At 40.7% G+C, this 24479-nt stretch carries 23 protein-coding genes; 12 read left to right on the top strand and 11 right to left on the bottom strand.

What is annotated here, in order from left to right; genetic code table 11:
- Positions 1 to 37 precede the first annotated feature (37 nt).
- Both H5201_RS14255 and H5201_RS14250 read right to left on the bottom strand, forming a co-directional pair.
- On the bottom strand, positions 38 to 2026 hold the full coding sequence (locus tag H5201_RS14255) for a DUF2207 domain-containing protein (RefSeq protein WP_182767675.1): 1989 nt from the start codon (positions 2024 to 2026) through the stop codon (positions 38 to 40).
- Positions 2027 to 2072: 46 nt separating this feature from the next.
- Positions 2073 to 2810, bottom strand: coding sequence for an alpha/beta hydrolase (locus tag H5201_RS14250; RefSeq protein ID WP_182717964.1), 738 nt, complete (start codon positions 2808 to 2810; stop codon positions 2073 to 2075).
- 176 nt (positions 2811 to 2986) lie between these two features.
- Between H5201_RS14250 and H5201_RS14245 the strand changes: the two genes are divergently transcribed.
- Positions 2987 to 3310, top strand: coding sequence for a hypothetical protein (locus H5201_RS14245; RefSeq protein WP_182717963.1), 324 nt, complete (start codon positions 2987 to 2989; stop codon positions 3308 to 3310).
- A 30-nt stretch (positions 3311 to 3340) separates the two neighbouring features.
- On the opposite strand, the gene H5201_RS14240 is transcribed toward H5201_RS14245, so the two are convergent.
- The 3 genes from H5201_RS14240 to aspS all read right to left on the bottom strand — a co-directional run bounded on the left by H5201_RS14240 (position 3341) and on the right by aspS (position 6043).
- The gene (locus H5201_RS14240) at positions 3341 to 3931 is read right to left on the bottom strand and encodes a pentapeptide repeat-containing protein (RefSeq protein WP_149982949.1); all 591 of its coding nucleotides are present in this window, start codon (positions 3929 to 3931) and stop codon (positions 3341 to 3343) included.
- On the bottom strand, positions 3924 to 4151 hold the full coding sequence (locus H5201_RS14235; protein ID WP_149982948.1) for a hypothetical protein: 228 nt from the start codon (positions 4149 to 4151) through the stop codon (positions 3924 to 3926). Before H5201_RS14235 ends, H5201_RS14240 begins: the two co-directional genes overlap by 8 nt.
- Before the next feature lie 113 nt (positions 4152 to 4264).
- Positions 4265 to 6043, bottom strand: a complete 1779-nt coding sequence (aspS, locus tag H5201_RS14230) for an aspartate--tRNA ligase (protein ID WP_145242380.1) — start codon at positions 6041 to 6043, stop codon at positions 4265 to 4267.
- A 203-nt stretch (positions 6044 to 6246) separates the two neighbouring features.
- Between aspS and H5201_RS14225 the strand changes: the two genes are divergently transcribed.
- Both H5201_RS14225 and H5201_RS14220 read left to right on the top strand, forming a co-directional pair.
- Complete coding sequence (locus tag H5201_RS14225) at positions 6247 to 7095, top strand: DUF72 domain-containing protein (protein ID WP_182717961.1); 849 nt, start codon at positions 6247 to 6249, stop codon at positions 7093 to 7095.
- A 38-nt stretch (positions 7096 to 7133) separates the two neighbouring features.
- Positions 7134 to 7631 (top strand): M48 family metallopeptidase, encoded by a 498-nt coding sequence (locus H5201_RS14220; protein ID WP_149982946.1) that lies wholly within the window; start codon positions 7134 to 7136, stop codon positions 7629 to 7631.
- A gap of 48 nt (positions 7632 to 7679) precedes the next feature.
- Here the strand turns inward: H5201_RS14220 and H5201_RS14215 are convergent, their stop codons facing one another.
- Positions 7680 to 8573 (bottom strand): LysR family transcriptional regulator, encoded by an 894-nt coding sequence (locus tag H5201_RS14215; protein WP_145242350.1) that lies wholly within the window; start codon positions 8571 to 8573, stop codon positions 7680 to 7682.
- Positions 8574 to 8695: 122 nt separating this feature from the next.
- Between H5201_RS14215 and H5201_RS14210 the strand changes: the two genes are divergently transcribed.
- Positions 8696 to 9952: an adenylosuccinate synthase gene (locus H5201_RS14210; protein ID WP_182717960.1), complete on the top strand. Its 1257-nt coding sequence runs from the start codon at positions 8696 to 8698 to the stop codon at positions 9950 to 9952.
- Positions 9953 to 10114: 162 nt separating this feature from the next.
- Here the strand turns inward: H5201_RS14210 and H5201_RS14205 are convergent, their stop codons facing one another.
- Complete coding sequence (locus tag H5201_RS14205; RefSeq protein ID WP_149982944.1) at positions 10115 to 10567, bottom strand: Lrp/AsnC family transcriptional regulator; 453 nt, start codon at positions 10565 to 10567, stop codon at positions 10115 to 10117.
- 107 nt (positions 10568 to 10674) lie between these two features.
- Between H5201_RS14205 and rarD the strand changes: the two genes are divergently transcribed.
- A complete protein-coding gene (gene rarD, locus H5201_RS14200) occupies positions 10675 to 11574 on the top strand; it encodes an EamA family transporter RarD (RefSeq protein ID WP_182784932.1) in 900 nt (299 codons plus the stop codon).
- Positions 11575 to 11713: 139 nt separating this feature from the next.
- Here the strand turns inward: rarD and H5201_RS14195 are convergent, their stop codons facing one another.
- Entirely contained in the window at positions 11714 to 12400 is a 687-nt protein-coding gene (locus H5201_RS14195) for a DUF3334 family protein (protein WP_182717958.1), read from the bottom strand.
- Positions 12401 to 12515: 115 nt separating this feature from the next.
- On the opposite strand from H5201_RS14195, the gene cmoA reads away from it, so the two are divergent.
- The 5 genes from cmoA (at position 12516) to H5201_RS14170 (ending at position 16881) form a co-directional block, all read left to right on the top strand.
- On the top strand, positions 12516 to 13241 hold the full coding sequence (cmoA, locus tag H5201_RS14190; protein WP_145242356.1) for a carboxy-S-adenosyl-L-methionine synthase CmoA: 726 nt from the start codon (positions 12516 to 12518) through the stop codon (positions 13239 to 13241).
- Between the two features lie 20 nt (positions 13242 to 13261).
- Complete coding sequence (gene cmoB, locus H5201_RS14185; protein WP_182784930.1) at positions 13262 to 14230, top strand: tRNA 5-methoxyuridine(34)/uridine 5-oxyacetic acid(34) synthase CmoB; 969 nt, start codon at positions 13262 to 13264, stop codon at positions 14228 to 14230.
- Between the two features lie 200 nt (positions 14231 to 14430).
- Complete coding sequence (gene purM, locus H5201_RS14180; protein ID WP_145242360.1) at positions 14431 to 15483, top strand: phosphoribosylformylglycinamidine cyclo-ligase; 1053 nt, start codon at positions 14431 to 14433, stop codon at positions 15481 to 15483.
- Positions 15483 to 16130 (top strand): phosphoribosylglycinamide formyltransferase, encoded by a 648-nt coding sequence (purN, locus tag H5201_RS14175; RefSeq protein ID WP_145242362.1) that lies wholly within the window; start codon positions 15483 to 15485, stop codon positions 16128 to 16130. Before purM ends, purN begins: the two co-directional genes overlap by 1 nt.
- Positions 16084 to 16881 carry a DUF3108 domain-containing protein gene (locus tag H5201_RS14170; RefSeq protein ID WP_404675521.1) on the top strand — a complete coding sequence of 266 codons (798 nt, stop codon included), beginning with the start codon at positions 16084 to 16086 and terminating at the stop codon, positions 16879 to 16881. The genes purN and H5201_RS14170 overlap by 47 nt, the downstream gene beginning before the upstream one ends.
- Before the next feature lie 96 nt (positions 16882 to 16977).
- On the opposite strand, the gene H5201_RS14165 is transcribed toward H5201_RS14170, so the two are convergent.
- The gene (locus H5201_RS14165; protein WP_149982940.1) at positions 16978 to 17742 is read right to left on the bottom strand and encodes a class II glutamine amidotransferase; all 765 of its coding nucleotides are present in this window, start codon (positions 17740 to 17742) and stop codon (positions 16978 to 16980) included.
- Positions 17743 to 18041: 299 nt separating this feature from the next.
- Between H5201_RS14165 and fadE the strand changes: the two genes are divergently transcribed.
- Positions 18042 to 20498 carry an acyl-CoA dehydrogenase FadE gene (gene fadE / locus H5201_RS14160; protein WP_149982939.1) on the top strand — a complete coding sequence of 819 codons (2457 nt, stop codon included), beginning with the start codon at positions 18042 to 18044 and terminating at the stop codon, positions 20496 to 20498.
- Positions 20499 to 20502: 4 nt separating this feature from the next.
- On the opposite strand, the gene H5201_RS14155 is transcribed toward fadE, so the two are convergent.
- A complete protein-coding gene (locus tag H5201_RS14155) occupies positions 20503 to 21618 on the bottom strand; it encodes a DUF6136 family protein (RefSeq protein WP_182740035.1) in 1116 nt (371 codons plus the stop codon).
- Positions 21615 to 22205, bottom strand: a complete 591-nt coding sequence (locus H5201_RS14150) for an ATP-binding cassette domain-containing protein (protein WP_182732242.1) — start codon at positions 22203 to 22205, stop codon at positions 21615 to 21617. Before H5201_RS14150 ends, H5201_RS14155 begins: the two co-directional genes overlap by 4 nt.
- Positions 22206 to 22396: 191 nt before the next feature.
- Between H5201_RS14150 and H5201_RS14145 the strand changes: the two genes are divergently transcribed.
- A complete protein-coding gene (locus tag H5201_RS14145) occupies positions 22397 to 24343 on the top strand; it encodes a S9 family peptidase (RefSeq protein WP_182784928.1) in 1947 nt (648 codons plus the stop codon).
- Positions 24344 to 24479: the final 136 nt, after the last annotated feature.

Raw genomic sequence — 24479 nt, 5'->3', positions numbered from 1 at the left:
ATTTATACACCTGAAATTTGGTATTTTTATCATTTGCCTACCAACCACCTCCGCCACCTCCACCTCCTCCTCCGCCAGAAAAACCGCCACTACTGGAGAAGCCTGAACTCGACATAGAGGATGAAACACTTGAGTTTCCCAAAGCTGAATAACTCATTCCATCTACACAATTAAGAAATTCTGTCTGGTCAGAAAAACCACCTGAAAACCACATCGGTGTATATCTATAAGGATTGAGAGATTCTGAAATTTTCTTCTTTTTACGTCTTTTTTGTTTTCTAAATTGTCCTCTTTTAAACCTAAGAACATTATCAAATCGAGCACACCATTCATCATGCAAATCCAGCGAAATTGCATACGGTAAAAATTTCTCATATTCAGTTTCAGTGAGCAAGAGATCGTCTTCAGGCAGTTTTTTAGCGGATATATATTTTCGTATTTGCATTGAACTTACCAGTAATGGCTTCCCGTATTGGGAGGGGCCGCGATTTAAAGATAATGCAGTTATACTAAGTAACAATAAAAAAGCCATCGAGATCGACAACAAGGGTACAAAACTACAAAGAAGCCACATCCAAGGAAGCCAAGTAATACATATAAGTAAGCACTTTTTTTCCCACTGTGGCTCAACATTCTCATCAGTGTCCTCAAAAATACTTTCGTAAATAGCCAACCATATAATGCACACGGGAGCAGTCATAAGAATAACAAGCGGCCCCCACAGAATATCAGTCCAATCTGAAACGCCAAATATCAATTGTAAGCTAACAAATACCGACGACAGAGCAACAGTAAAAAGTGTGTATTTAATATTCCACGTAAAAATACTTGTCGCTTTTAAGTCTTTGCTAATCGCACTAGAAAAAAGTTTAAAGAGTTCTCGATTTTTCTTTCTATTTTCACGGCTAACTTGGTAACTCCCACCCTGTTTAATAACCCAATCGAGAATACATTGTTCATTTTTTGGTAAAGGAGTGTTTGGTAGGTTTGTCTTAAGTGATAATGTTAATGTATGGGTATAAAATGAGCCTTCTTTAATACCACTATCAGAGGGGAGGTATTCATATTTTATGCCTAGATAGCCTTTAATAGCTAAGTGAGTGCTGGCAGAAGTTAAATCTCTCATTGTACTATTTGAAAAAATTGCGTGGTTTAATATGTAATTAATTATTGCAGGGCTAATTTCACTGGGCACATCAGTAATATCTGGAGTATCGACATTTTCATCTGGATATATACCAACCTTACGCCAAGACCAATAAACAAAACCACCCACCGTACCCAAAAAAGTGATAAGCAAAATCCACTCTAAAAAATCCAGTAAAAATATAAAATAAAATACCGACGGTTGATCTATTACATCTTTAGGAAGCGCGAGAACAATTGTCATCCCCTCCCCTAAACCTAAGTCTTGCGTAGCAGTAAACCTAAATTGATTTTGTACTGGATTATCAACAATATAATTATCTTCTTTCTCTGTGTAAGAGCCGGTATAGGCTTTGTATTTCAGGACGCTGGTTTGTTCTGGTAGGTTAACTACAACCATTGACTTCTCTATTGAAGTTGCCCATTGATGAGGAATGGCATTAAAATATAACTCATCATAATTTTCAAAAAACCGAATTTCATCTGATAGTTGATAAGTAATAATAAAGCTAGCAGGCCCATAATCTAACTCTTTTTTAGGATCACCTACTTTTATGATTGCGTTACCATTTGAAATGGTTGCTTGATAAGGTATTGATGTATTATTTAACTGAGCACTTAGCATCTTGAAGCCAGCTAAATATTCACCACCATAACGGCCCTCAAGTAATAATGGGATTCGTCTATAAATACCATGCTTGAATATATAACCACCGGCCGTTATATCAAACTGCTCAGTGACTATTAGATTGCCATTAGGTTTTACATCAATTGTTACATGTAATCCCGCTGTTGAATCAGCCTCCCTTACTTCTGCATAAGAAGGCATCAACATAATTAAAAGTAAAAAAATTATGCTTCCTTGCAAAAAATATTTCATTGTTAATTTGCTCCTTTTAAACAACACTTATCTCTTCATTAGATGCTTAATATAATAAAAACTCTTTTATATTTTTTTTCACTTCATTTATTAAATCAGCAGGCCCACCATCATACATATCATTATGGCGTGAGTTCTCTATCGAAATCTGCGTAACCGGATACTGTGCTAATTCATCTTCATTGAGTAATACCTGATTATCCGCAGGGTAATCACTGCCACGAAGCGTTAAAACCCGAATGTTTTTATTGCGAGGTAACAACATACGCCGATGATCAAGCGTAATAATTTGACTCACTTGCTTAGGATAAATCGCCGCGTAAAGCGCGGCTATATCACCGCCATTAGAATGGCCAAATAACGTTAACCGCGTAAAATCATACTCTGGGTAGCGAGGGCTCAACTCGGTCACTAAAAATTTAAGAGTGACCACACCACGATGCCAGTTTTCCATACGAGTGGCCATATAAGGTGGCGTGCGGTTGAGCGCAGGATCGCTGTCTAATTCATGGGCTACAGCAATGGTTAAATAGCCCTTAGCTGTAAATATATCAGCCGCAAACTGATAGTCAGTATGCGCAATACCATATCCGGCATTAATAAATACCACAGGGCATTTTGTTTGTTGGCTACAATGCTCGTTATATGCTGGTAATGAAATACTGATCGGGATCGCGCGGTCACGCGCTTTATCAACAATCATTTCGCTGTTTGTTGCGGAACTGGCGACGGCACTGACTATGAGAAAGAAGAAGCTCACAAGGTACTTAAAAGGTAGTGGCATTAATTTGCTCGACTTATTTTATTTAAATTATAAAGTACTTTAAGCTTTTGAATATTAATTGCAATAAAACGAGGTACCTAAAACAGCAGAAGAGTTTTAAAGAAAAAAATAATTATTATAAATTTATGCGATAATAGTCGTATTGTCCTAACGTCTATTTAGAAAAGAACCTATCCATGAAATCATACAACAGCATCGAACAGCGTATCGATATTTTACAAAGCAGAATTGAAGCGTATCAAGATGAAATCAAAACGCTAGAAACAGAGCCAAAAAATAATAACGAGCGTATTATTTTCAAATTTATCGAAACAGGCAGCACCGGCAAGACTAAAGATTTTGTGCGTGAATTAGGCATTAAATCACCACGCGATAGTTTGTATTCATCAGGTGATGTATCAAAACTCATCAAAGATGGCGCCAGTGATATTTCCCCTGCATTACTTGAAATTGCCCGCGCACTTGCCAGCGCACGAAATAAAAATGGCCCTGCCTGCTAATTAAGCATTAGATTAGCCGTGTCATAACGGCTAATCCACCAGCTCGATATCTAGTCCGCTGAGTAAGTTTAACGCTGCAAAGCGCTCAAACTTAGCCCGGCTAACATTATTATTTTTAATATCAATATTAAAATGCATCGCACCGACAAAGTTTACTTTACTCAAGTTTGTTTGCTGAAACAGGCTATCTCTAAAATCAGTGTTACTAAAATCACTGGTAGCTAAATTAGCCTGTCTAAAATCAACATCTTTGGCAAAACAGTCCGTCATGATCAAGCCTTTTAATTGTAACTCATAAAACGAGCTATGACTAAGTTGGCAATTTTTAAAACTCACCGATGAAGTAAGTGACAATTGTGGCCAATTTACCTGCGCCCATTGAATACTGTTGAGCTTACAATCAACAAAGCTGACTTCTTCTAACGAACTATAACCCCAATTTAAATCGCTTAAATTACAGTTAATAAATTCACACTCAATAAAACGACAATTACTAAATTGACTATGACTAAAATCACATTCAATAAACTGGCACTGTTCAAACTCAATGTCACTAAAGCGCTGCGCGCTGGCAACACATTTTGAAAATTGCTGATCGAAATAATCGAACTCTTTAAACACTCGAATGCTTAACCTCTAAATCGTTTTTCAAAGCAAGAACTGCGATATAGATCAACCCAAAAATAGGAATAATCGCTAATAGCCCACCAATTACAGCAACAATAACCGGTGTTGTTGTTTTTCTTTTACCAAGGCGATAACTTATCCACGTAAAAAATGGGATGCATACTATAAATATCAAAGCCAAGAACTCACCAAGCAAAGTTGCACTAATACTCATTTACTATCCTTAATATATTTTTATTAAACCATTTTGATTACACCATAAAAAAACCCTTAAGCCTACACTTAAGGGTTTTAAATCAATAGTAAGATTAAGTGCTAATTAATCACTTATTCTGCTGATTTTTCAGCTTTTTCAACAACACTAATAGCAAGCTCTGTAAGCGAATCTGCATTTGCTTTACTTGGTGCGTTAGTTAACAAACACGACGCTTGGGTTGTTTTAGGGAAAGCAATCACGTCACGAATATTATCAGTACCACACAGTAGCATTGCTAAACGGTCTAAACCGAACGCTAAACCAGCATGTGGTGGCGTACCGTATTTTAACGCTTCAAGTAAGAAACCAAACTTGTCTTGCTGCTCTTGTGCATCAATACCTAGGATTCTAAACGCTGCTTCTTGCATATCTGTATTATGAATACGTACCGAACCACCACCTACTTCGTAGCCATTTAGTACCATATCGTATGCATCTGAAATAGCCGCTGCTGGGTTTGCTTCAAGTTCGCTTGCATTTACATCTTTTGGTGCTGTAAATGGGTGATGAACAGCATGCAATGTACCTTCGTCGTCTTCTTCAAACATTGGGAAGTCAACAACCCAAAGTGGAGCCCAGCTATTTAGATTAGTGATCTCTAAATCAAGGCCAATCTTAATACGTAGCGCGCCCATAGCTTCGTTTACTGTGTTGCGTTTATCAGCACCGAATAAAATGATGTCGCCAGTTTGTGCGTTAGTGCGTGCAAGAAGTTCGTTGATCACCTCTTCATTTAAGAACTTAGCGATTGGCGATTGCACGCCTTCAGCGCCTGCACCGCGGTCGTTTACTTTCATCCACGCAAGCCCTTTCGCGCCATAAATACCGATGAATTTAGTGTAGTCATCTAGTTGCTTACGCGAAAGTGATGCACCGCCTGGTACTGTTAATACAGCAACACGGCCTTTTTCATCATTGGCAGGACCAGAAAAAACTTTAAACTCGACGTCTTTCACTAAATCGGCAACGTCAATTAATGTCATTGGGTTACGTAAATCTGGCTTATCAGAACCATACAAGCTCATTGCCTCAGCGTAAGGCATGATTGGGAACTCGCCTAAATCCACGTCTAGCAATTGCTGCCACATTTCGCGGATCATTTTTTCTGTGATACCACGTACCTGAGCAGAGCTCATGAACGAGGTCTCTATATCGATTTGAGTAAACTCAGGCTGACGGTCAGCACGTAAATCTTCATCACGGAAACATTTAACAATTTGGTAGTAACGGTCAAAACCCGACATCATCAACAATTGCTTAAACAACTGCGGAGACTGCGGTAATGCGTAAAAACTGCCTTTGTGAACACGGCTCGGTACTAAATAATCGCGCGCTCCTTCTGGGGTAGCTTTTGTAAGTACTGGCGTTTCGATATCTAAGAAATTATTTTCATCTAAGAAACGACGCACAAAGCTGCTAGCTTTAGCGCGTAGTTTAATACGGTCACTCATTTCTAAACGACGAAGGTCTAAGTAACGATATTTTAAGCGACGCTCTTCAGAGTTTACCTGATTAAAATCAAGTGGCAACGGCTCTGAACGGTTGATGATAGTAAGGCCTGTGCCTAAAATTTCAACTTCACCCGTTGCCATATCTTTGTTGATTTGGCTGTCAGGACGTGCGCGAACTACACCTTTTAATTGTACGCAAAATTCTTGACGTAATGTATTCGCGGTATCCATTAAGCCTTCAACTTCAGGATCGAATACAACTTGTACTAAACCTTCTCTATCGCGTAAATCGACAAAGATAAGTCCACCAAGGTCACGTCGTTTGTTGATCCAACCACATAGTTCAACTTCTTGATCTACGTGAGTTTTATTTAGCTGTCCGCAGTATATAGAGCGCATAGTTTTCCTGTCAGTGTAAAGACGAATAGCCGCTTCCCCTAAGAATTGCTGTTTTTGAGGGAGAATAAGCCACTATTTATAAATCATTTTAGGGGGAGCATTATACCCAAGTTACTTGAAAATGCGAGCTCGGCAGCAGCTACTATGCTTTCAATTTATAGATTTGGTATACTAGCCAAAACACACAATCAGTTAACCGTTTTATGTTGTATTTAGGGTGTCCGCAGTGGTCAAGTACCGCGTGGAAAGGCAATTTATTATCAAGTCACTGCAAAAATGCCGATATGTTGCACGAATACGCACAGGTGTTTAATTCAGTCGAAGGCAATACCAGCTTTTATGCCGATCCTAGTGTTGAATCATTAAATCGCTGGCGTGATGCTGTCGGCAATGACTTTAAATTTACTTTTAAATTCCATCGACGCTTTAGTCATGAATTACAGCTTACTCATATCGATGACGAACTCACTGAATGGTTTAATTTATTCGAGCCAATATTGTCTCATGTTGGGCAAATCATGTTGCAGCTACCAAGTAGTTTTAGCCCCAAACAACTGCCGTTATTAGCACAGTTTATTGCCAAGCTCCCGACAGGTTTAAACTACGGCGTTGAAGTTCGCCACCCCGAATTTTTTAAGAAAGGCGCAGCCGAAATTGCCTTTAATCAGCTATTAATAGCAAACAATGTCAACCGTATCTCAATGGACACCCGCGCATTATTTGCAGTTAAGCCGAACACTGAAGCACTCATCGATGCCCAACAAAAAAAGCCCCATTTACCCGTGCATGCCATTGCAACAGGCAATCAACCTATGGCCCGCTTTGTGATTGCCGATTTAGATCATGACTATAAAAGCTATTACCAACCGTGGCTTAAAAAAGTAAAACAATGGCTTGATGAGGGTAAGCACCCGTATGTATTTTTTCATACTGCAGATAACCGCCAAGCACCATTATTAGCACGCGAGTTTTGCCAAGATTTAGGTTACCAGCACCCCGTGCTAAACCCTTTCACTGGTGAAAAAGAAGCCAGTCAAGCCAGCCTTTTTTGACTCGCGTTGAAAATTAATTAACTACAAAGAAGTATTGAATGAGTGATTTTAAACGCTATTTTAGCGGCTATCCAGAGCAAATTGTAACGCAAGTAATGCAGCTTATTGAAAATGATAAACACGGCGCGTATTTAACTAAAAAATACCCAAGCTCCCATAATATTACCAGTGACAAGTCGTTATACGCATACGCCACTGAGCTTAAAAAGCGCTATTTAAAAAATGCGCCACCGTTTGGCCGCGCCGCGTTTAAAAAACAAGGCGATATGGTCACTAACGCGCTAGGTACTCATACGTATCGTATGCAAGGTAAAACCCGCAAGCACGATTTAGCCATCAACAGTGATTTACTGCGTGCACCAGAGGAATTACTCAAAGCTTTAGTAGTACACGAGCTCGCCCACTTTAAGGAAAAAGACCACAACAAAAGCTTTTACGCCCTGTGCTGCCACATGGAGCCAAGCTACCATCAACTCGAATTAGATTTACGGATTTTTTGTGTACTAGTAGCTGAAGGTAAAAACCCTTACACATAAAAATAACTGAATCACAAAGTACATAGCCGTACAGTTAACATATAAATACTATGCAAGATGAGTACGGGAGATTTCTTCATTTACCCAATGTAGTAATTGCTTTATCGCTTTTGAAAGTACCTGATTTTGCCTCACTATATAACCTAAACTGGTAGTTGGAAATTGCGGTAATGCGGTCACTGTAGTAGTTAGATTTGCTTTACTGCGCAGGGAAAACTCTGGCACGATGGCAACGCCAAACCCCGCTTCAGCCCAATCAATTTGCGCATCGACACTGCCCACTTCCATCACCCGGTAATTTGGTAAGTTTAAAGATGGCAAGGCACTATCGAGCAAGTCTCGGGTTCGCGTATCATGGCCGAGTAAGATTAATGTTGGCGGCTCAGTCAATGTAACATTGTTATCGTTTTTGGCCTGCTGCCATAACTTTAAATGATTACCTAATGCACACCATTTTATCTGCTGTAATTGCGTAAAATGCAGCGGCTCACTTTCTTTTTGGGCAATCACAAACCCTAAATCAGCTTCAGCACTTTTAACCAATGCTGACGCTTGCGAAGACGTTGTATTGAGCAAAGTAAAGTCAATGCCAGGAAACTGGCGCTTAAAAAGCTGAAAAGGCTCAATCAACAATAAACGAGAAATTATATCACTGGCGGCAATTGTCAGTGTGCCTTGGCTGAGATCATTAATCGCATTTAAGTCAGATTGGCAAACCTGTAATTCCCATAAGGTTTTTTGTCCAGACTCTAATAGCCGTAAACCCGCTTGGGTCAAACTAAAAGGATTACGTTCTATCAGTTTAACCCGTGTCGTTTTTTCTAACTGCTTAATATGCAAGCTAACATTTGGCTGTGTCATATGCAGCGCATTGGCTGTTTTACCAAAGTGCTTTAACTCAGCCAATGTGACAAAAGTTTTTAACCAGTGAATATCTAGCATCTTTATGACCTTAATGGTGTGAAATCGATATGAAATTCTTATCAAGATAATAATTATAATTAATTTCTCTTATTTTAATAGGGCGCATACCATATTCGTTCAATCAATTTGGAGATTAAACTATGCCGTCAATTGTTGTTGTAGGTGCAAACTGGGGTGATGAAGGCAAAGGCCGTATCGTCGATTTTCTAGCTGAGAACGCATCTGCGAGCATTCGCTTTCAAGGTGGTAATAACGCCGGACATACCGTTGTGAATGACTTTGGTACGTTTAAACTACACCAATTACCAAGCGGTATTTTTAATCCTGATTGTATTGCAGTACTAGGCCCAGGCATGGTGATAAGCCCTGGCGCATTAAGCGAAGAAATAGCCGAAGTTAACGCCGCCGGTGTTGATGTAAAATTATGTATTTCTGATCGTGCAACGTTATGCTTACCATTACACGCCCTTGAAGATACCCTCGAAGAAGTGCGCTTAGGCGATGCTGCTTACGGCTCTACTCGTCAAGGAATTGCACCTGCATACGGCGACCGAGTAATGAAAAAAGGCATTTTAGTTGGCTGGTTAAATCAGCCAGACGTTTTATTAGAGCGTATTCAATTTATGCTGGATTGGAAAATGCCACAGCTAAAAGCCCTTTACCCAAGCTGTGATTTTTCACAAACAGCTGAACAAATGACTGAGTGGTTATTAGCTGTCAGCGCTCCTTGGCGTGAATTTATTTGTAATGTAACAGAGCCTTTAAAAGCACTGCAAAAGCAAGATGCCAACTTATTGTTTGAAGCGCAACTAGGCGCAGGCCGCGATTTAGTTTACGGCGAATACCCGTATACTACATCATCAAACGTGACTGCTGCCTATGCAGGAATTGGCAGCGGGCTGCCAGCTTTGCGCCCTGAGCGTGTTATCGCTGTGGCTAAATCATTTAGCTCATCTGTTGGTACAGGTACACTCGTTACCGCCATGGCAGAGCAAGACAATTTTCGTGAAAGCGCGAACGAATATGGCGCAGTGACTGGCCGCCCACGTGATATGGGTTATTTTGATGCAGTTGCCACCCGTAACGGTGTTGAATTACAAGCAGCCACTGAAATCGCTTTAACCAAAATTGATTGCCTATCTGGCATGAAAGATTTAAAAATCTGCGTTGGTTATGCAGGCGATCACAGCGAAAACCCTATTTGGCCACAAACAGCGGCTTTAACGCCAATCTATGAAAGCATGCCAGCGTGGGATGAAGATATTACCGGTTGTCGTACCTTCGACAGTCTGCCTGCTGCAGCGCAGCATTATGTAGAACGCATCGAAGCACTGATGGGAGTACCTGTAAGTATGGTGTCTGTAGGCCCTGAGCGTGAGCAAATGATTATCCGCTAAACACTCAATTGCTATAACCCAAGTGGTTTTATAAACCACTTGGGTTATACGCTAGGCAATTGCAGATTTTCATCCACTATCTGAACAAAAATATTTTGAGTCAGTTATTCAAAAATATTAATCATTCCATCATAAAATAATTGATTGTCACCACAAGTGTATTTAAAGCACATTTAAACTCGATTTAACGCGTTCTAGTACAACGGTGGTTCTAAATGATTTGATATTATCGTTCTCATGAAAAAACTTATCACAAATCTCTTGAAAGCGCTGCATATTAGGCACAACTAATATCAGTACAAAATCAGCTGCACCCGTAACATAATAGCATTGCTGCACTTCAGGACCTGAAAAACGTTGCTTTAGTAGCTCAAGCTCAGAAATATGTGTCCTGTTAACCTCCACTTCTACTAAAATAGTGATAACTTGATTTAGCTTATCTGGGTCTAAAATCGCCACATTTGATACAATATAACCATTTTCCCTGAGTTTATGGATACGGCGCTGCACCGAGGCGGTTGATAGATGTACCGCTTCAGCCAGTTTTCGAAGTGGAGTTTGGCAATCTTTCTGGACTAATTCTAAAAGTGCATAGTCATAGCGATCTAGTTTCATAATATCTCAAGGTGATAAATTTTCTCGCAAACAGTACTTTTTTAGAGCCCATTTATCAATGGTATTGAAATAAAATATACACACCTAATCTCTTCTATATACCGACTATGCAAAACTCTACTAAAACTTCATTGGGAGTTACTTTAAATATAATTTCATCAGCACTTTTTGCACTAATGTTTGCTTACACTTCACTGTTAAATGAACTTCAAGGTCAAGAAACATATGGTTGGCGGGTTTTATTTACGGTGCCATTTTTAACTGTTTTTATTCTACTAAAAGGTTACTGGCCACTAGTACTGGGCATATATACGAGGGTGCGATATGAAAAGTATTTTTGGCTAACACGGCTCCTTTCATCTTTTTTAGTTGGTGTACAATTATGGCTATTCATGTGGGCACCCGTAAATGGATATGGTTTAGCGGTTTCATTAGGCTACTTTATCATGCCAATTGCTATGGTAATTATCGGACGGCTTGCTTTTCAAGAGCGTTTAACCCCGCATCAAAAAGTAGCATGTTTATTTGCTCTCATAGCGATTTTAAATCTATTAATTGTTTCTCAATCATTTTTGTGGCCGGTTTGGGTTGTATGCATAGGTTACCCTATTTATTTTTGGCTACGAAAAAAAACAAACACTAATAACATTGGTTGCACATGGGTTGATATGCTTTTGAGCCTTCCTATAGCCTGTTATTTTATCTTTGCCAATGGACAAGTTGTCACGGAGTTAACCGTAAATTTAACATTGCTTTATTTAGTAGTAGGCCTTGGGGGGATTAGTGCTCTAGCGCTTTCGTTTCAATCCCTATCTGCCCCCTATTTAAATTTAAGCCTTTTTGGTTTACTCGTTTATGTTGAGCCTGTGCTGCTATTAATAGTGGCGATTCTTTTAGGCGAGACTATCAACCAAAAGGATTGGCTTACGTACATAGCTATTTTGCTTGCGGTCGTCACATTAATTCTTGAAGGTATAAGAAAGTTACATTTAACTCATTATCGCTAACATTGCTTACTTCTTATATTGCAACGAGGTTTATCAGTAATCCCTTAAAGCAACCAACTCCCCACAAACCAAAAAGCGCAAGGTAAACTCGCGCTTTTATTGTGTTATTTAAAGCTTAAAGTTTTAAAGCTTGGTAGCTTTATAAACCAAGTTCTGCCATAAAGTCGTCATCTAAATCACTTGCTTTAGCATCATCAGCAGCTTTTTGTTTTTCTGCTTTATGCTTTGCTTCGTTTTCAATGATGTCATCTGGGTCAATAGCTTCAGCAATATCAAAATCGTGCAATTTGATAAACTCAGTTTTATCCATTGCTAATTCTAAATAAAAGATATTTTGTTTACTGGTGGTAAATGTCACGCGCCGTGCTTGCGGTCTATCCATCGTAGTATCGACCGAAATCTGTACTTGCTTATTGATGGCCATCATCTTCGGTTGATTTTGGGTAATTGAAGTATGTAACTGCTCGCGTACCTTTGAAGTAAAATCACCAACGATTTGGTTCATCAATTCACCGAGTACATTTGAGACGTCGTCCGATAAATGACTGTGAGCGAGTTCTTCTTCAGGCATCCCCATATTACGCATGTAATCATGATAAATCTCCATCGCCGCTTGCGAGGTGAAATTAGTAATTACCAGTCCTGTAAATCCGCCATCAAATAACACAAAACAACCGATATCAGGACGCATACAGGTGCGGGTTATTTTTTGTACCATTGCTGAGTAGCTAATACTATTACCACTTGCCGATGACAATACACTCGTTACAGAATGACAAAGAGTTGCCAATATATCATCTGTGCTGATCACTTTACTTTTGCTCATAAACTTCTCTTTTTCTACTTGTTATTCATTATTCTAGCCAAGCTACTGAAATTATCACTGACTATCCAGCATAAAATGCTAAAATAGCCCTATTATTTTTCAAGAGACTGTTTGTGTGAACATAAAAGACAGCATTTATGCCACTGAGCAAGCGGTTAAAGACTTTAGCTTTGACCAACATGTAGTAGAAGTTTTCCCAGATATGATCCAGCGCTCAGTTCCGGGTTATGCAACCATTGTTAGTACGATGGGTAAATTGGCCGGTGAATATGCGCAAAGCAATTCAAACCTTTATGATTTGGGCTGTTCCCTTGGCGCAGTAACATTAAGCATGCGCCGTAATATCCGCACTGATAATTGCCATATTATTGCCGTTGATAATTCTCAAGCCATGGTTGAGCGCTGTAAATTACATTTGCACGGCTTTCGCTCAGAAGTGCCTGTTACAGTCACGCTTGGTGATATTAATGAGCTAAATATTGAAAACGCGTCAGTGGTCGCCATGAACTTTACTTTACAGTTTATTCCACCCGCACAGCGCCAAGCCGTGCTTGAAAAAATATACGCGAATTTAAAACCCGGTGGTGTATTACTGTTAAGCGAAAAAATCAAAGGCGAGAACGAGCAATGCGATAACTTGCTAATTGACTTGCACCACGATTTTAAACGCCACAATGGTTATTCTGAATTAGAAATTAGCCAAAAACGTACCGCCATTGAGAATGTAATGCGCCCAGATACTTTAAATGCTCACCTTTCTCGACTTACCGATATTGGCTTTAGCCAAACCCAAGTGTGGTATCAATGTTTTAATTTTTGCTCACTGGTAGCAATCAAGTAACAAATATAAAGAGTAATTCAATGTCTCAATGGTTTAACCAATTTTACGCCGCAATCGCACAAAGCCCGCTAAGTCACTGGCTGGAAACGCTACCTAGCCAATTAAAACACTGGCAATTAGAGGCAAGTCACGGTGATTTACCAAAATGGCAGAAAGTGTTAAAAAACTTGCCTGAAGTGGCGACCAAACACGTCAATATTATCGACAAAGTTGAAATTGGTGCCCCAGGCGAAATGACCGACGGCGAACAAAAACAAGTTACACACTTATTAAAACGAATGATGCCATGGCGTAAAGGCCCTTTCAGCCTACACGGTATTGAAATTGATACTGAATGGCGCAGCGATTGGAAGTGGGACCGTTTATTACCGCACATTGAGCCGCTAAAAGGCCGCACGGTTTTAGACATCGGCTGTGGCTCTGGCTATCACTTATGGCGGATGCGCGGTGAAGGCGCTGAGTTTGTGGTTGGCATTGATCCGTCTGATTTATTTTTATGTCAGTTTCAAGCCATCAAACACTTTAACCCAGATGAAAACGTGCATTTATTACCGCTAGGTGTTGAAGCCCTGCCTGAGTTAAAAGCCTTTGATACAGTGTTTTCGATGGGTGTGCTTTATCATCGTCGTTCCCCTATCGACTTTTTAGCACAATTAAAAGCGCAGCTTCGCCCAGGTGGTGAATTAGTGCTTGAAACCTTAGTTATTGAAGGCGATGAAAACACAGTACTCGTGCCCACTGATCGCTATGCGAAGATGCGTAACGTGTGGTTTATTCCGAGCACGGCAGCGCTAAAACTCTGGATGGAACGTGTTGGTTTTAAAGATGTGCAAGTGAAAGACTGCGCTATTACAACGCTTGACGAACAACGTAAATCAGATTGGATGGAAAACGAGTCCCTGATCGACTTTTTAGATCCAAACGATACTCGTAAAACCATTGAAGGTTACCCAGCGCCGTTGCGTGCAATTTTGACTGCAAAGGCTTAATACTAAAGGAACTAGGTTTTAGGTGCTTGGAACTACCTAGCACCTGCTACCTAAATCTATTGTGTCATTATACGGACAAGTGTCCTTGTCAATAATAGTAAACTCATATTTGAACTAGCCGCGCCCTTGCAATTGTTGTAAAATACGCGCGTTTCTAAGCATACACATGCAAAACCATGCAACTTTTTTGAGGAAATCCTGTGAGCGAACAAAAACAGTCTCTAAGTTATAAAGACGCGGGCGTAGATATCGATGCCGGTAACGCACTTGTTGAGCGTATTAAAGGCGTAGTTAAAAAAACCCGTCGTCCTGAAGTTATGGGCGGAATTGGTGGCTTTGGCGCACTTTGCGAAATCCCAGCTGGTTATAAGCAACCAGTACTTGTTGCAGGCACTGATGGTGTTGGTACTAAGTTACGCTTAGCTATCGACCTTAAAAAACACGATACTGTAGGTATCGATTTAGTTGCTATGTGTGTAAATGACCTTATCGTTCAAGGTGCTGAGCCATTATTTTTCCTAGATTATTATGCAACAGGCAAACTTGATGTTGATACTGCCGCAGACGTAGTAACAGGCATTGGTAAAGGCTGTGAGATCTCTGGCTGTGCATTAATTGGTGGCGAAACTGCTGAAATGCCAGGTATGTACGAAGGCGAAGATTACGACATGGCTGGTTTTTGTACTGGCGTAGTTGAAAAAGCAAATATCATCGATGGCACAAAAGTAGCTGCTGGTGATCAACTGATCGCGCTTGCATCAAGCGGCCCGCATTCAAATGGCTTCTCATTAATTCGTAAAGTACTTGAAGTATCAAATGCTGATACAAGTGCTGAATTTGAAGGTAAAACATTAGGCGAAACTCTGCTTGAACCTACACGTATTTACGTTAAACCATTACTTGAGCTGTTCAAGCAGGTAGATGTTCATGCTCTTTCGCATATTACTGGCGGCGGCTTTTGGGAAAATATCCCACGCGTATTACCAGAGTCTGCAAAAGCAGTTGTTAAAGGTGATAGCTGGCAGTGGCCTGGTATTTTCAATTGGTTACAAGAAAACGGTAACATCACCACCCACGAAATGTACCGCACATTTAACTGTGGTGTAGGTATGGTATTGGTTGTGCCTGCTGACAAACTTGAGCAAAGCTTAAGCATCTTAAAAGAGCTTGGCGAAAATGCTTGGCACCTTGGTGAGATCCATGATGCTAAAGCTGGCGAAGAGCAAGTAGAAATCCTAGGCGGCCGTGATTAATGGCCCCTGCTCGTCTAGTAGTCTTAATTTCAGGTAGTGGCTCTAATTTACAAGCCATCATTGACGCCTGTAATAACGGCGAGATAAATGCAAACATAGCGGCTGTTATTAGTAATAAAGCAGACGCTTATGGCCTTGAGCGAGCAAAGCAAGCGGGCATTGCAACAGCAGTGCTCAGCCATAAAGATTTTGACTCGCGCGAAGCCTACGATGCGCAATTAATGAACGTTATTGATTCTTTTGCACCAAATCTAGTTGTATTAGCTGGGTTTATGCGTATTCTTACTCCTAACTTAGTGCAAAAATTTAAAGGAAAAATGTTGAACATTCATCCTTCTTTGTTGCCTAAGTACCAGGGGCTGAATACCCACCAAAGAGCAATTGATGCAAAAGATGACATTCATGGCGTAAGTGTGCACTTTGTTACTGAAGAGTTAGACGGTGGTCCTGTCATTCTTCAAGCAAAAGTACCCGTGCTGGCAGATGATACTGCTGACACATTAGCAAAACGCGTGCATGCACAAGAGCATATAATTTACCCTTTGGTGGTCAAGTGGTTCAGTGAACAACGACTTACTATGGAAGCAGATTATGCAGTTCTTGACAAAAAACAACTTCCTGCACACGGCGCGCACTACCCAGAATAAAAAACTAAGTGCCTTGCTATTGTGTGCGGGCACTTTATTACTTCCTACTAGTTTAATTGCTGGTGAACTTACTCAATTTGAAGCTAACTATGATATTTTGCGCAAAGGCGAAAACCATGGTCAAGGCGTCCGCACATTAAAAAAACTAGCAGATAACAGTTACCAAGTTAGCTACCACAGTGATATTGAGTGGATGATATTCTCAGATTCACGTAAAGAGACATCAAATTTTACTTTCAGCGACAAAAAAGTCACGCCTGTAAGTTATAGCATGATCCGCACAGGCACAGGCCCGGATAAAGAATATACACTGCAATTTGACCACACTAAAAAAATCGTAAACAGCAGTGAAAGTAAATACCCCATTGAATGTGAGTGGTCTGAGCAATTTCAAGACTCAATTTCATATCAAGTACAAGTGCGCGAAGAATTAAAAATGGGTAAAACCAGCTTTTCGTACCAGCTAGTTGATAAAAAAGGCAACTGTCGTGAGTATAACTTTGAAGTCGTTGGTAAAGAGACTATTTCCTTACCAATCGGTAATATCGAAGCGATCAAAGTAAAACGCTTATATGATAATGATAAACGCCAAGCGCTTGCATGGTTCGCCCCTGAAATGGATTACATGCTAGTTAGGATGTGGAAAGGCGAAAAAGGCGTAGAACAATTTGAAGTACAACTTAAGTCGTTCACGGTAACCAGCCCAGTTGCATTACCTGAAGAAGTTAAAAACGAAATAACACCGGAATAAATTGCTTGCAAGACGAAAGGCTCAAGTGTGACGATCATAACTTGGGCTTTTCAGCTTATAACCACATTAATTAAGTTCAAACGTTAAAACTGACGGCTAAATTAACTCACCCATTTTAAACAACGCAAATTCACCTGGTTCCATTTTTTGCCAACGCTCATCGTTGGTCAGTGGCCGGGTAGCGATCACCGTTACGACATCATTTGGCGTAGTTTCTTGTTGAAAATCTACCACCATATCTGCATCAATTAACGTAGCCTTACCGAACGGCGCACGGCGGGTGATCCAATGCAAATTATTAGTACAATACGCTAACACATACACACCATCAGTCAGCAACATATTAAACACACCTTTTTCACGTAAAGTGTGTGCAAGCTTTGCCGCATAACGAAACACTGACGCCATATTAGCTGGACGTTTAGGGTATTTTTCACGAATTTGATCGAGTAACCAACAAAACGCCAATTCACTGTCGGTATTACCCACTGGCCGATAATATTCAGGTTTTAAATCATGATAATTCGAAAGCTGACCATTATGCGCGTAGGTCAGCTCCCTGCCCCACAACTCACGGGTAAAAGGATGCGTATTTTCAAGACAGACACGGCCACGATTACCTTGGCGAATATGGCTAATCACCGAGACACTTTTAATGGGATAGGCCTTTACTAACTTGGCAATTTCAGACTGACAGCTAGGCTCAGGATCTTTAAAAGTACGACACCCCTTCCCTTCATAAAAAGTAATGCCCCAGCCATCTTTATGCGGACCTGTGTTACCACCGCGCTCTAACAGCCCTGAAAAACTAAAACAAATATCTGTAGGCACATTCGCCGACATGCCAAGCAACTCACACATAAAATAAATTAACCTTTCAAAAATTTTTATACTTTTAAAATACTGCTTTTTAAAAAGCGTAAACCCGTAACTTAGGCCTTAGCGGCATTGTTAAACATAAGCAAGGGCAAGGCAAGCAAGAAAACAGCTTAATTTTTTCTCAAATAAATCATACTGACGAATCACACATTTATCCGTATGCTGATGTGCACAGATTACAAAATAACAGTCACTGATATTTTCACTAAGCTACTTGATAATTATTCACTCTAGCGCTACTCTAACTAAAGGTGGTCTGACCTCTATTAAGGATTGAATACATGACACTCATATTTACACTTGGTTTAATCGTGCTGCTCAGCATCGCGAGTTACCACAGAGCGAGCTGGAATACTGCCCTTGGCGTTTCCATCGCAACACTTGTCATTGGTACCTTTGCAGGTGCATTTGGCGCAATTAGCTGGTTGATCTTCTTGATCATTGCAGTGCCATTGTCTGTTACTGGCATTCGTCAGCAATATATTATTAAACCTATTTTTGCCATGTTTAAAAAAGTTACTCCAACTATGTCTGAAACTGAAAAATCAGCCATTGATGCGGGTACAACATGGTGGGAAGCCGATCTTTTTTGCGGCCGTCCTGATTGGAACAAATTACACCAATACCCAATGCCTAAATTGACAATCGAAGAGCAAGCCTTTATCGATGGTCCAGTTGAGGTGGTATGTAGTATGTTGGACGACTGGGAAGCAACTCATGAGTTAACCGATTTACCACAAGATGTTTGGCAATACCTAAAAGATAATAAATTCTTTGCCATGATCATTAAAAAAGAATATGGCGGCCTGCAATTTTCTGCCTTTGCACAATCGTGTGTACTGCAAAAGTTAACCAGTAAATCTACCCTGCTTTCATCAATTGTAGGCGTTCCTAATTCATTAGGTCCGGGCGAATTGTTACAGCACTATGGTACTAAAGAACAAAAAGATCATTACTTACCTCGCCTTGCTAGTGGTCAAGAGATCCCATGCTTTGCCTTAACTTCACCAGAAGCAGGCTCTGATGCCAGCGCCATTCCAGATTATGGTGTGGTATGTAAAGGTATGTGGGAAGGCGAAGAAGTCATTGGTCTTAGCCTAACATGGAACAAACGTTATATTACGCTAGCGCCTGTTGCGACAGTATTAGGTCTGGCGTTTAAACTACAAGACCCAGATGGTCTACTAAGCGATGTTAAAGAGCCAGGTATTACTTGTGCACTTATTCCTACAGACATGCCAGGTGTTGAAATTGGTCGTCGTCATTTCCCGCTAAATGTACCATTTCAGAATGGTCCTACTCGTGGTAAAGACATTTTCGTACCGCTTGATTACATTATTGGTGGACCAGAAATGGCCGGCCAAGGCTGGCGCATGCTGGTTGAATGTTTATCGGTTGGTCGTGCTATTACATTGCCGTCAAACTCAACGGGTGGTATTAAAACAATTGCACTTGCAAGTGGTGCATACAGCCGTATTCGTCGTCAATTCCGTTTACCTATTGGCCAAATGGAAGGTGTTGAAGAGTCACTAGCAAAACTAGCAGGTTATGCGTACAGCTCAGATGCGGCTGTTAGCATGTCAACTGGTGCGGTTGATTTAGGCGAAAAGCCATCGGTTGTTTCGGCAATCATTAAATACCATTTGACCGAGCAAATGCGTGATTCAACCAATCATGCAATGGATGTTCACGGCGGTAAAGGTATTATGCTTGGGCCAAATAACTATTTAGGTCGTGGCTATCAAGGTGCACCAATTGCCATCACTGTTGAAGGTGCAAATATCTTGACCCGTAATATGATTATTTACGGTCAAGGTGCCATTCGCTGCCATCCATTTGTACTGACTGAATTGGGTGCCTGCGCAATCGAAGATCGTGAAGAAGCGCTAGCGGTATTTGATAAAGCATTAATGGGCCACATCGGCTTTACTATGTCTAACCTTGTACGTACTAAGTGGATGAGCTTTACCGGAGCCCGTTTTGCAACTACACCATTTAAAGACGAAACAGCTGAGTTTTACCGTACTGCGTCGCGCTTTAGTGCGTCACTTGCATTGATGTCTGACATTAGCATGGCTGTATTTGGTGGCTCACTAAAACGTAAAGAGCGTATTTCCGCTCGTTTAGGTGATTTGCTTAGTTACCTTTATTTAGTGTCTGCAACGCTGAAACGTTATAACGATGAAGGCCGTAAAAAAGAAGATTTACCGCTTGTACAATGGAGCTGTCAAGATCACCTTTACCACTGCCAACGTGCACTTGCTGATTTAATTAACAATATGCCATCAGCTCCGCTTCGTGCAGCACTTAAGTTGATGTTGTTCCCGTTCGGTCGTCCAGTTCGTAAACCGACTGATAAACTTGAGCATAAATTAGCACAAATTTTACAAGTACCTAGCGAAACACGTAACCGTTTAGCAAGCTACGTATACTTAACAAATGAACCACTTAACTTAGTTGGTCGTCAAGAGCAAACGCTTAAAGACGTGCTAGCTGTTGAACCTTTATTTGATAAGGTATGTCGTGAAAAAGGCGTTAAACTGCCTTTCTTCCAGCTTGATAAAGTTGCTCAGATGGGACTTGAAGCGGGTATTTTAACGCAAGCAGAGGCTGATCAGCTAGCAAGCGTTGAAAAAGCACGTTTAGATGTTATTAACGTTGACGACTTTGACCCTGCAGATTTATTAGCAGGCAAAGCTGCACGTAATAACACGGCAAAAAAGGCGAATGCTGCTTAACATATTAAGTTAACACAGCCAACAGCCCGCCTGTTGTGATCATCCAAACCAGCGCATAATGCGCTGGTTTTTTTTGTGCTATATATAATTGTAATGTACCCCAGCCAACACTCAGGCTCAGTAATAGCCACTCTATTTGAGCGACAAACAACAGATAGCTGCTAAGTGTTATCAAAAAGAACAAGCAACTTGGCATAAATTGGCTGATAAAAAACAGCCGCGATTGGTTATTTGCTTGAAAAAATAGCTGGTACTTATCATGTAGCTTGCCACAATCAAATTGCAGTGAGCTGGTAAACAACACCATAAAAGCGGCGGCTATCACACTAAATATAGCCTCTAAATCAGCACGCTCATTGAGCAAAGTAGTGATTGCCATAAATACACACAACAATAAAGCCACTCGCCATACTAGTACCCTGCTATGTTGCATAAAAAAGCTCAGCCAAAAAGTAGATAATGCATTGACCGATAACCGGTCGCTCAGCGAAAATGCTGGCAACAACATGCTCAGCGCAAATAATATAATAAAGCCACAGTGATAGGCTAACGGCGCTATATTAATCGGTAGCAAGACTAAAATAGCAGTAAATACTAAGCCATATATTAATGCTCTTGGCTTGTACAAACACAGTACACCGAGGCTAAACTGCTGTAACATAAACAGCACAAAATGGGGTGCTCGTAGCCACTGTGAATAGTTTAAATCCAGCGCAATTACAGCACTTGCTAGCAACCAGCCATTGCTTAAAAGCAATAGTTTTATATCCATTAACTTAAGCCAGTTTGACCTTACAATAGTGCGTTGAAAGAGCCGCTGCTGACTATTTTGAATGGCTGATTTCATTGCACTGAGCATCACGCTTTGCAGTAATAGATACAGCCACGCCATTTGAGCGCCATATTGCGGCGCATCTATGCTGTCGATGATTTTGCCCAGACCTAAAAATAACAGCAAAATCATTCCAAGCATGGCTGAGCCAAGTACCACTAAAAATAATAAGCCGAAGTTTTTAAGTTGCTGTAGTAGTTGTGCCAGCTCAATTTTATAGGCCTGATAACGATACTGCATAAATGAGCGATATTGTGCAATCTCAAGCTTAATACCTAGCTTGCTCATAAGGGGACACACTCAAAGCCATGCTCGATAAACGGCGCCGGCTCATGGCAAGTGATAATGATTTGCCCATGCGCTTTATCTGCTAAATAATTATCTAGTAAACCAAGTAAATATATAATGCTGGCTTGATCAAGTGCCGCACTGGGCTCATCTAGTAACAAATACGGCGCACCGCGCATTAACGCTAAAATTAATTGGCACTTTTTTTGATTACCCGATGACAACGCATCAAAACGAGTCGCTAAAAAATCTGAAAAATTAAAGCCGCTGATAAGCGCTGTCGGCCAATCGCAGCCTAAACTGCTAACCGTTAAATTGATAATTTGTTTCGCGGTTAAAAACTCAGGCAGCGCGATGCGATCACTGGCAATTGCTACCTGTTTATAAGGCTCAGACAACACCTTGCCTGCAAATAATATCTGTCCACTTTGTGGTTGCTCAAGTCCAGCAAGCATCATTAGCAGCGTGGTTTTACCTTGACCGTTCGGCGCTTCAATACATACCCTCGGTGCTGTAAAGCTGATGCGATAATCTTTATATAGGATGTTTTGGGCAAATTGCTTGTGTAAACCACTAACTTCAATCATCACTTTCCTTTTATATGAGAGAGCCTTTTATATGAGTGAGTATTATAACGTAGGCTGTATTTTTAACGATACAGGCTTTGTAACACTTTGTTGCAGTTAAAATCAGCTAAAAACTTGCGTTAAAATAGGGTTAGGGCAACACTAAAACCGGTAAAAATATGATTAGATAACAATAAACCAAGGAATGTACTATGAACAAAAAATTGCAATTTGCCGCACTCGCCTGTGCAATCAGTATTGCCTTGAGCGGTTGTAGCCAATCAACCTCAACAACAGCCGTCACCACAGTACAGTCGCAGCAAACTCAGCAAGTTAGCACCTATAATGCTAAAACCTTCTTTGATACGACCGCAATTATGGGCAGTAGCTTTTCACCCAATGGCGATAAAGTACTGGTAAGCTCTGATGAAAGTGGTATTTACAGCTTGTATGAAGTAGATGCAAAAACAGGCAACAAAACCCGCTTAACCAATTTTCAGGATAGCACCTACCCTGTCCGTTACTTCCCAAATGATGAAAGGGTCCTCTTTACCAAAGATTCTGGCGGCAATGAGCGCTTTCACGTCTACGTCCGTGAACTTGACGGGTCAATAACAGATTTAACCCCCGGCGATGAAACCCGCGCAAGCTTTGCAGGATTTACAGAAGATAGCAGCGAGTTTTTTATTACTAGTAACCAGCGCGATGCTAAATTTATGGACTTATACCGCGTTGATAGTAAAACCTATAAAATCACCCCTGTTTATCAAAATACGCTTGGTTTAGATGTCGGAGCAATCAGCCCCGATGGCCGCTATATCGCACTATCTAAAAATAACACCAATAAAGACAGCGACACATTTATTCTCGATACCTATAAAAAGACCCTCAAACCACAGCTAATTTCAAAACACAATACACCAGCTCAATACACGCCTGAAACCTTCTCTGTTGATAGTAAATACTTATACTACTCAACGGATGCTAAAGGCGAGTTTTCACAAGTGTGGCGTTATGAGTTGGCCTCAGAGGAGCATAGCCCTGTATTAAAATATAATTGGGATGTCAGCTTCATTTATTTTTCTAAATCAGGGCGTTATCAAGTCAGCGGTGTCAATGCCGATGCCAGCACTAAAGTCACGGTGATTGATACCCAGTCAGACAAAGAGATTGCGATGCCTCAGTTACCCGCAGGTAACTTACGTGGTGTTAACTTTTCTGCAGATGAAAAAAGCATGGCGTTTTACTTAAATTCAGATACCTCGCCAAGTAACCTGTTTGTCTGGCAAGTGGGTAGTGATAAGGCACAGCAATTAAGTAATACTTTAAGCAAAGAGATAGATCAAAATGATTTAGTTGAAAGTACCATAGTGCGCTTTAAAAGCTTTGACGGTTTAGAGATACCCGGCGTACTTTATAAACCCAAGCAAGCCAGTAGCAATAATAAAGTGCCAGCGCTAATTTGGGTGCACGGTGGCCCAGGTGGCCAAAGCCGCACTGGTTACAGTGCAATGCAACAACATTTAGTCAATCATGGCTATGCTATTTTTGCGGTTAATAACCGTGGCAGTTCAGGCTATGGTAAAACCTTTTTTCATTTAGATGATAAAAAACACGGCACCGACGACTTACAAGACATTGTTTACGGTAAAAAACACTTACAAAGTTTAGATTGGGTCGATGCAGAAAAAATCGGTATCATAGGTGGCAGCTACGGTGGCTTCATGACCGCAGCAGCGCTTGCTTTTGAGCCTGAAGAATTCAAAGTGGGCATTAATATTTTTGGTGTCACCAACTGGGTAAGAACGCTCAACTCAATTCCACCGTGGTGGGAAAGCTTTAAAAAAGCGTTGTACGATGAAATGGGCGACCCTGCAACGGACGGCGAGCGTCATCGTGCAATCTCACCGCTATTCCATGCTAAGAATATCACCAAACCATTAATGGTTATTCAAGGCGCCAACGATCCGCGCGTATTACAGATAGAAAGTGATGAGTTAGTTGCCGCAGTGAAAGCCAATGGCGTACCGGTCGAATATGTATTATTTGACGATGAAGGTCATGGTTTTAGCAAAAAAGAAAACCGTATCAGTGCCTCCAACGCGTATCTAAACTTTTTAGATACCTACTTAAAAGAACGCTTTGGCCCACAAGGCTAATATATTAAAGCTGACTAGAAGTTTAATTATAAGCCTGTAATTCTGATCAAGATTGCAGGTTTTTTTATGTTCTTTGTCAAGTTCAGATAAGATAGCTGATAGCTGATAGCTGATAGCTGATAGCTGATAGCTGATA

It is taken from the genome of Pseudoalteromonas sp. SG43-6, from assembly GCF_014164365.1.
In the GTDB taxonomy this organism is placed as follows: domain Bacteria; phylum Pseudomonadota; class Gammaproteobacteria; order Enterobacterales; family Alteromonadaceae; genus Pseudoalteromonas; species Pseudoalteromonas rhizosphaerae.
Note: the sequence above shows the minus strand (reverse complement) of the source record. Positions and strands in the feature narration are given on the sequence as shown.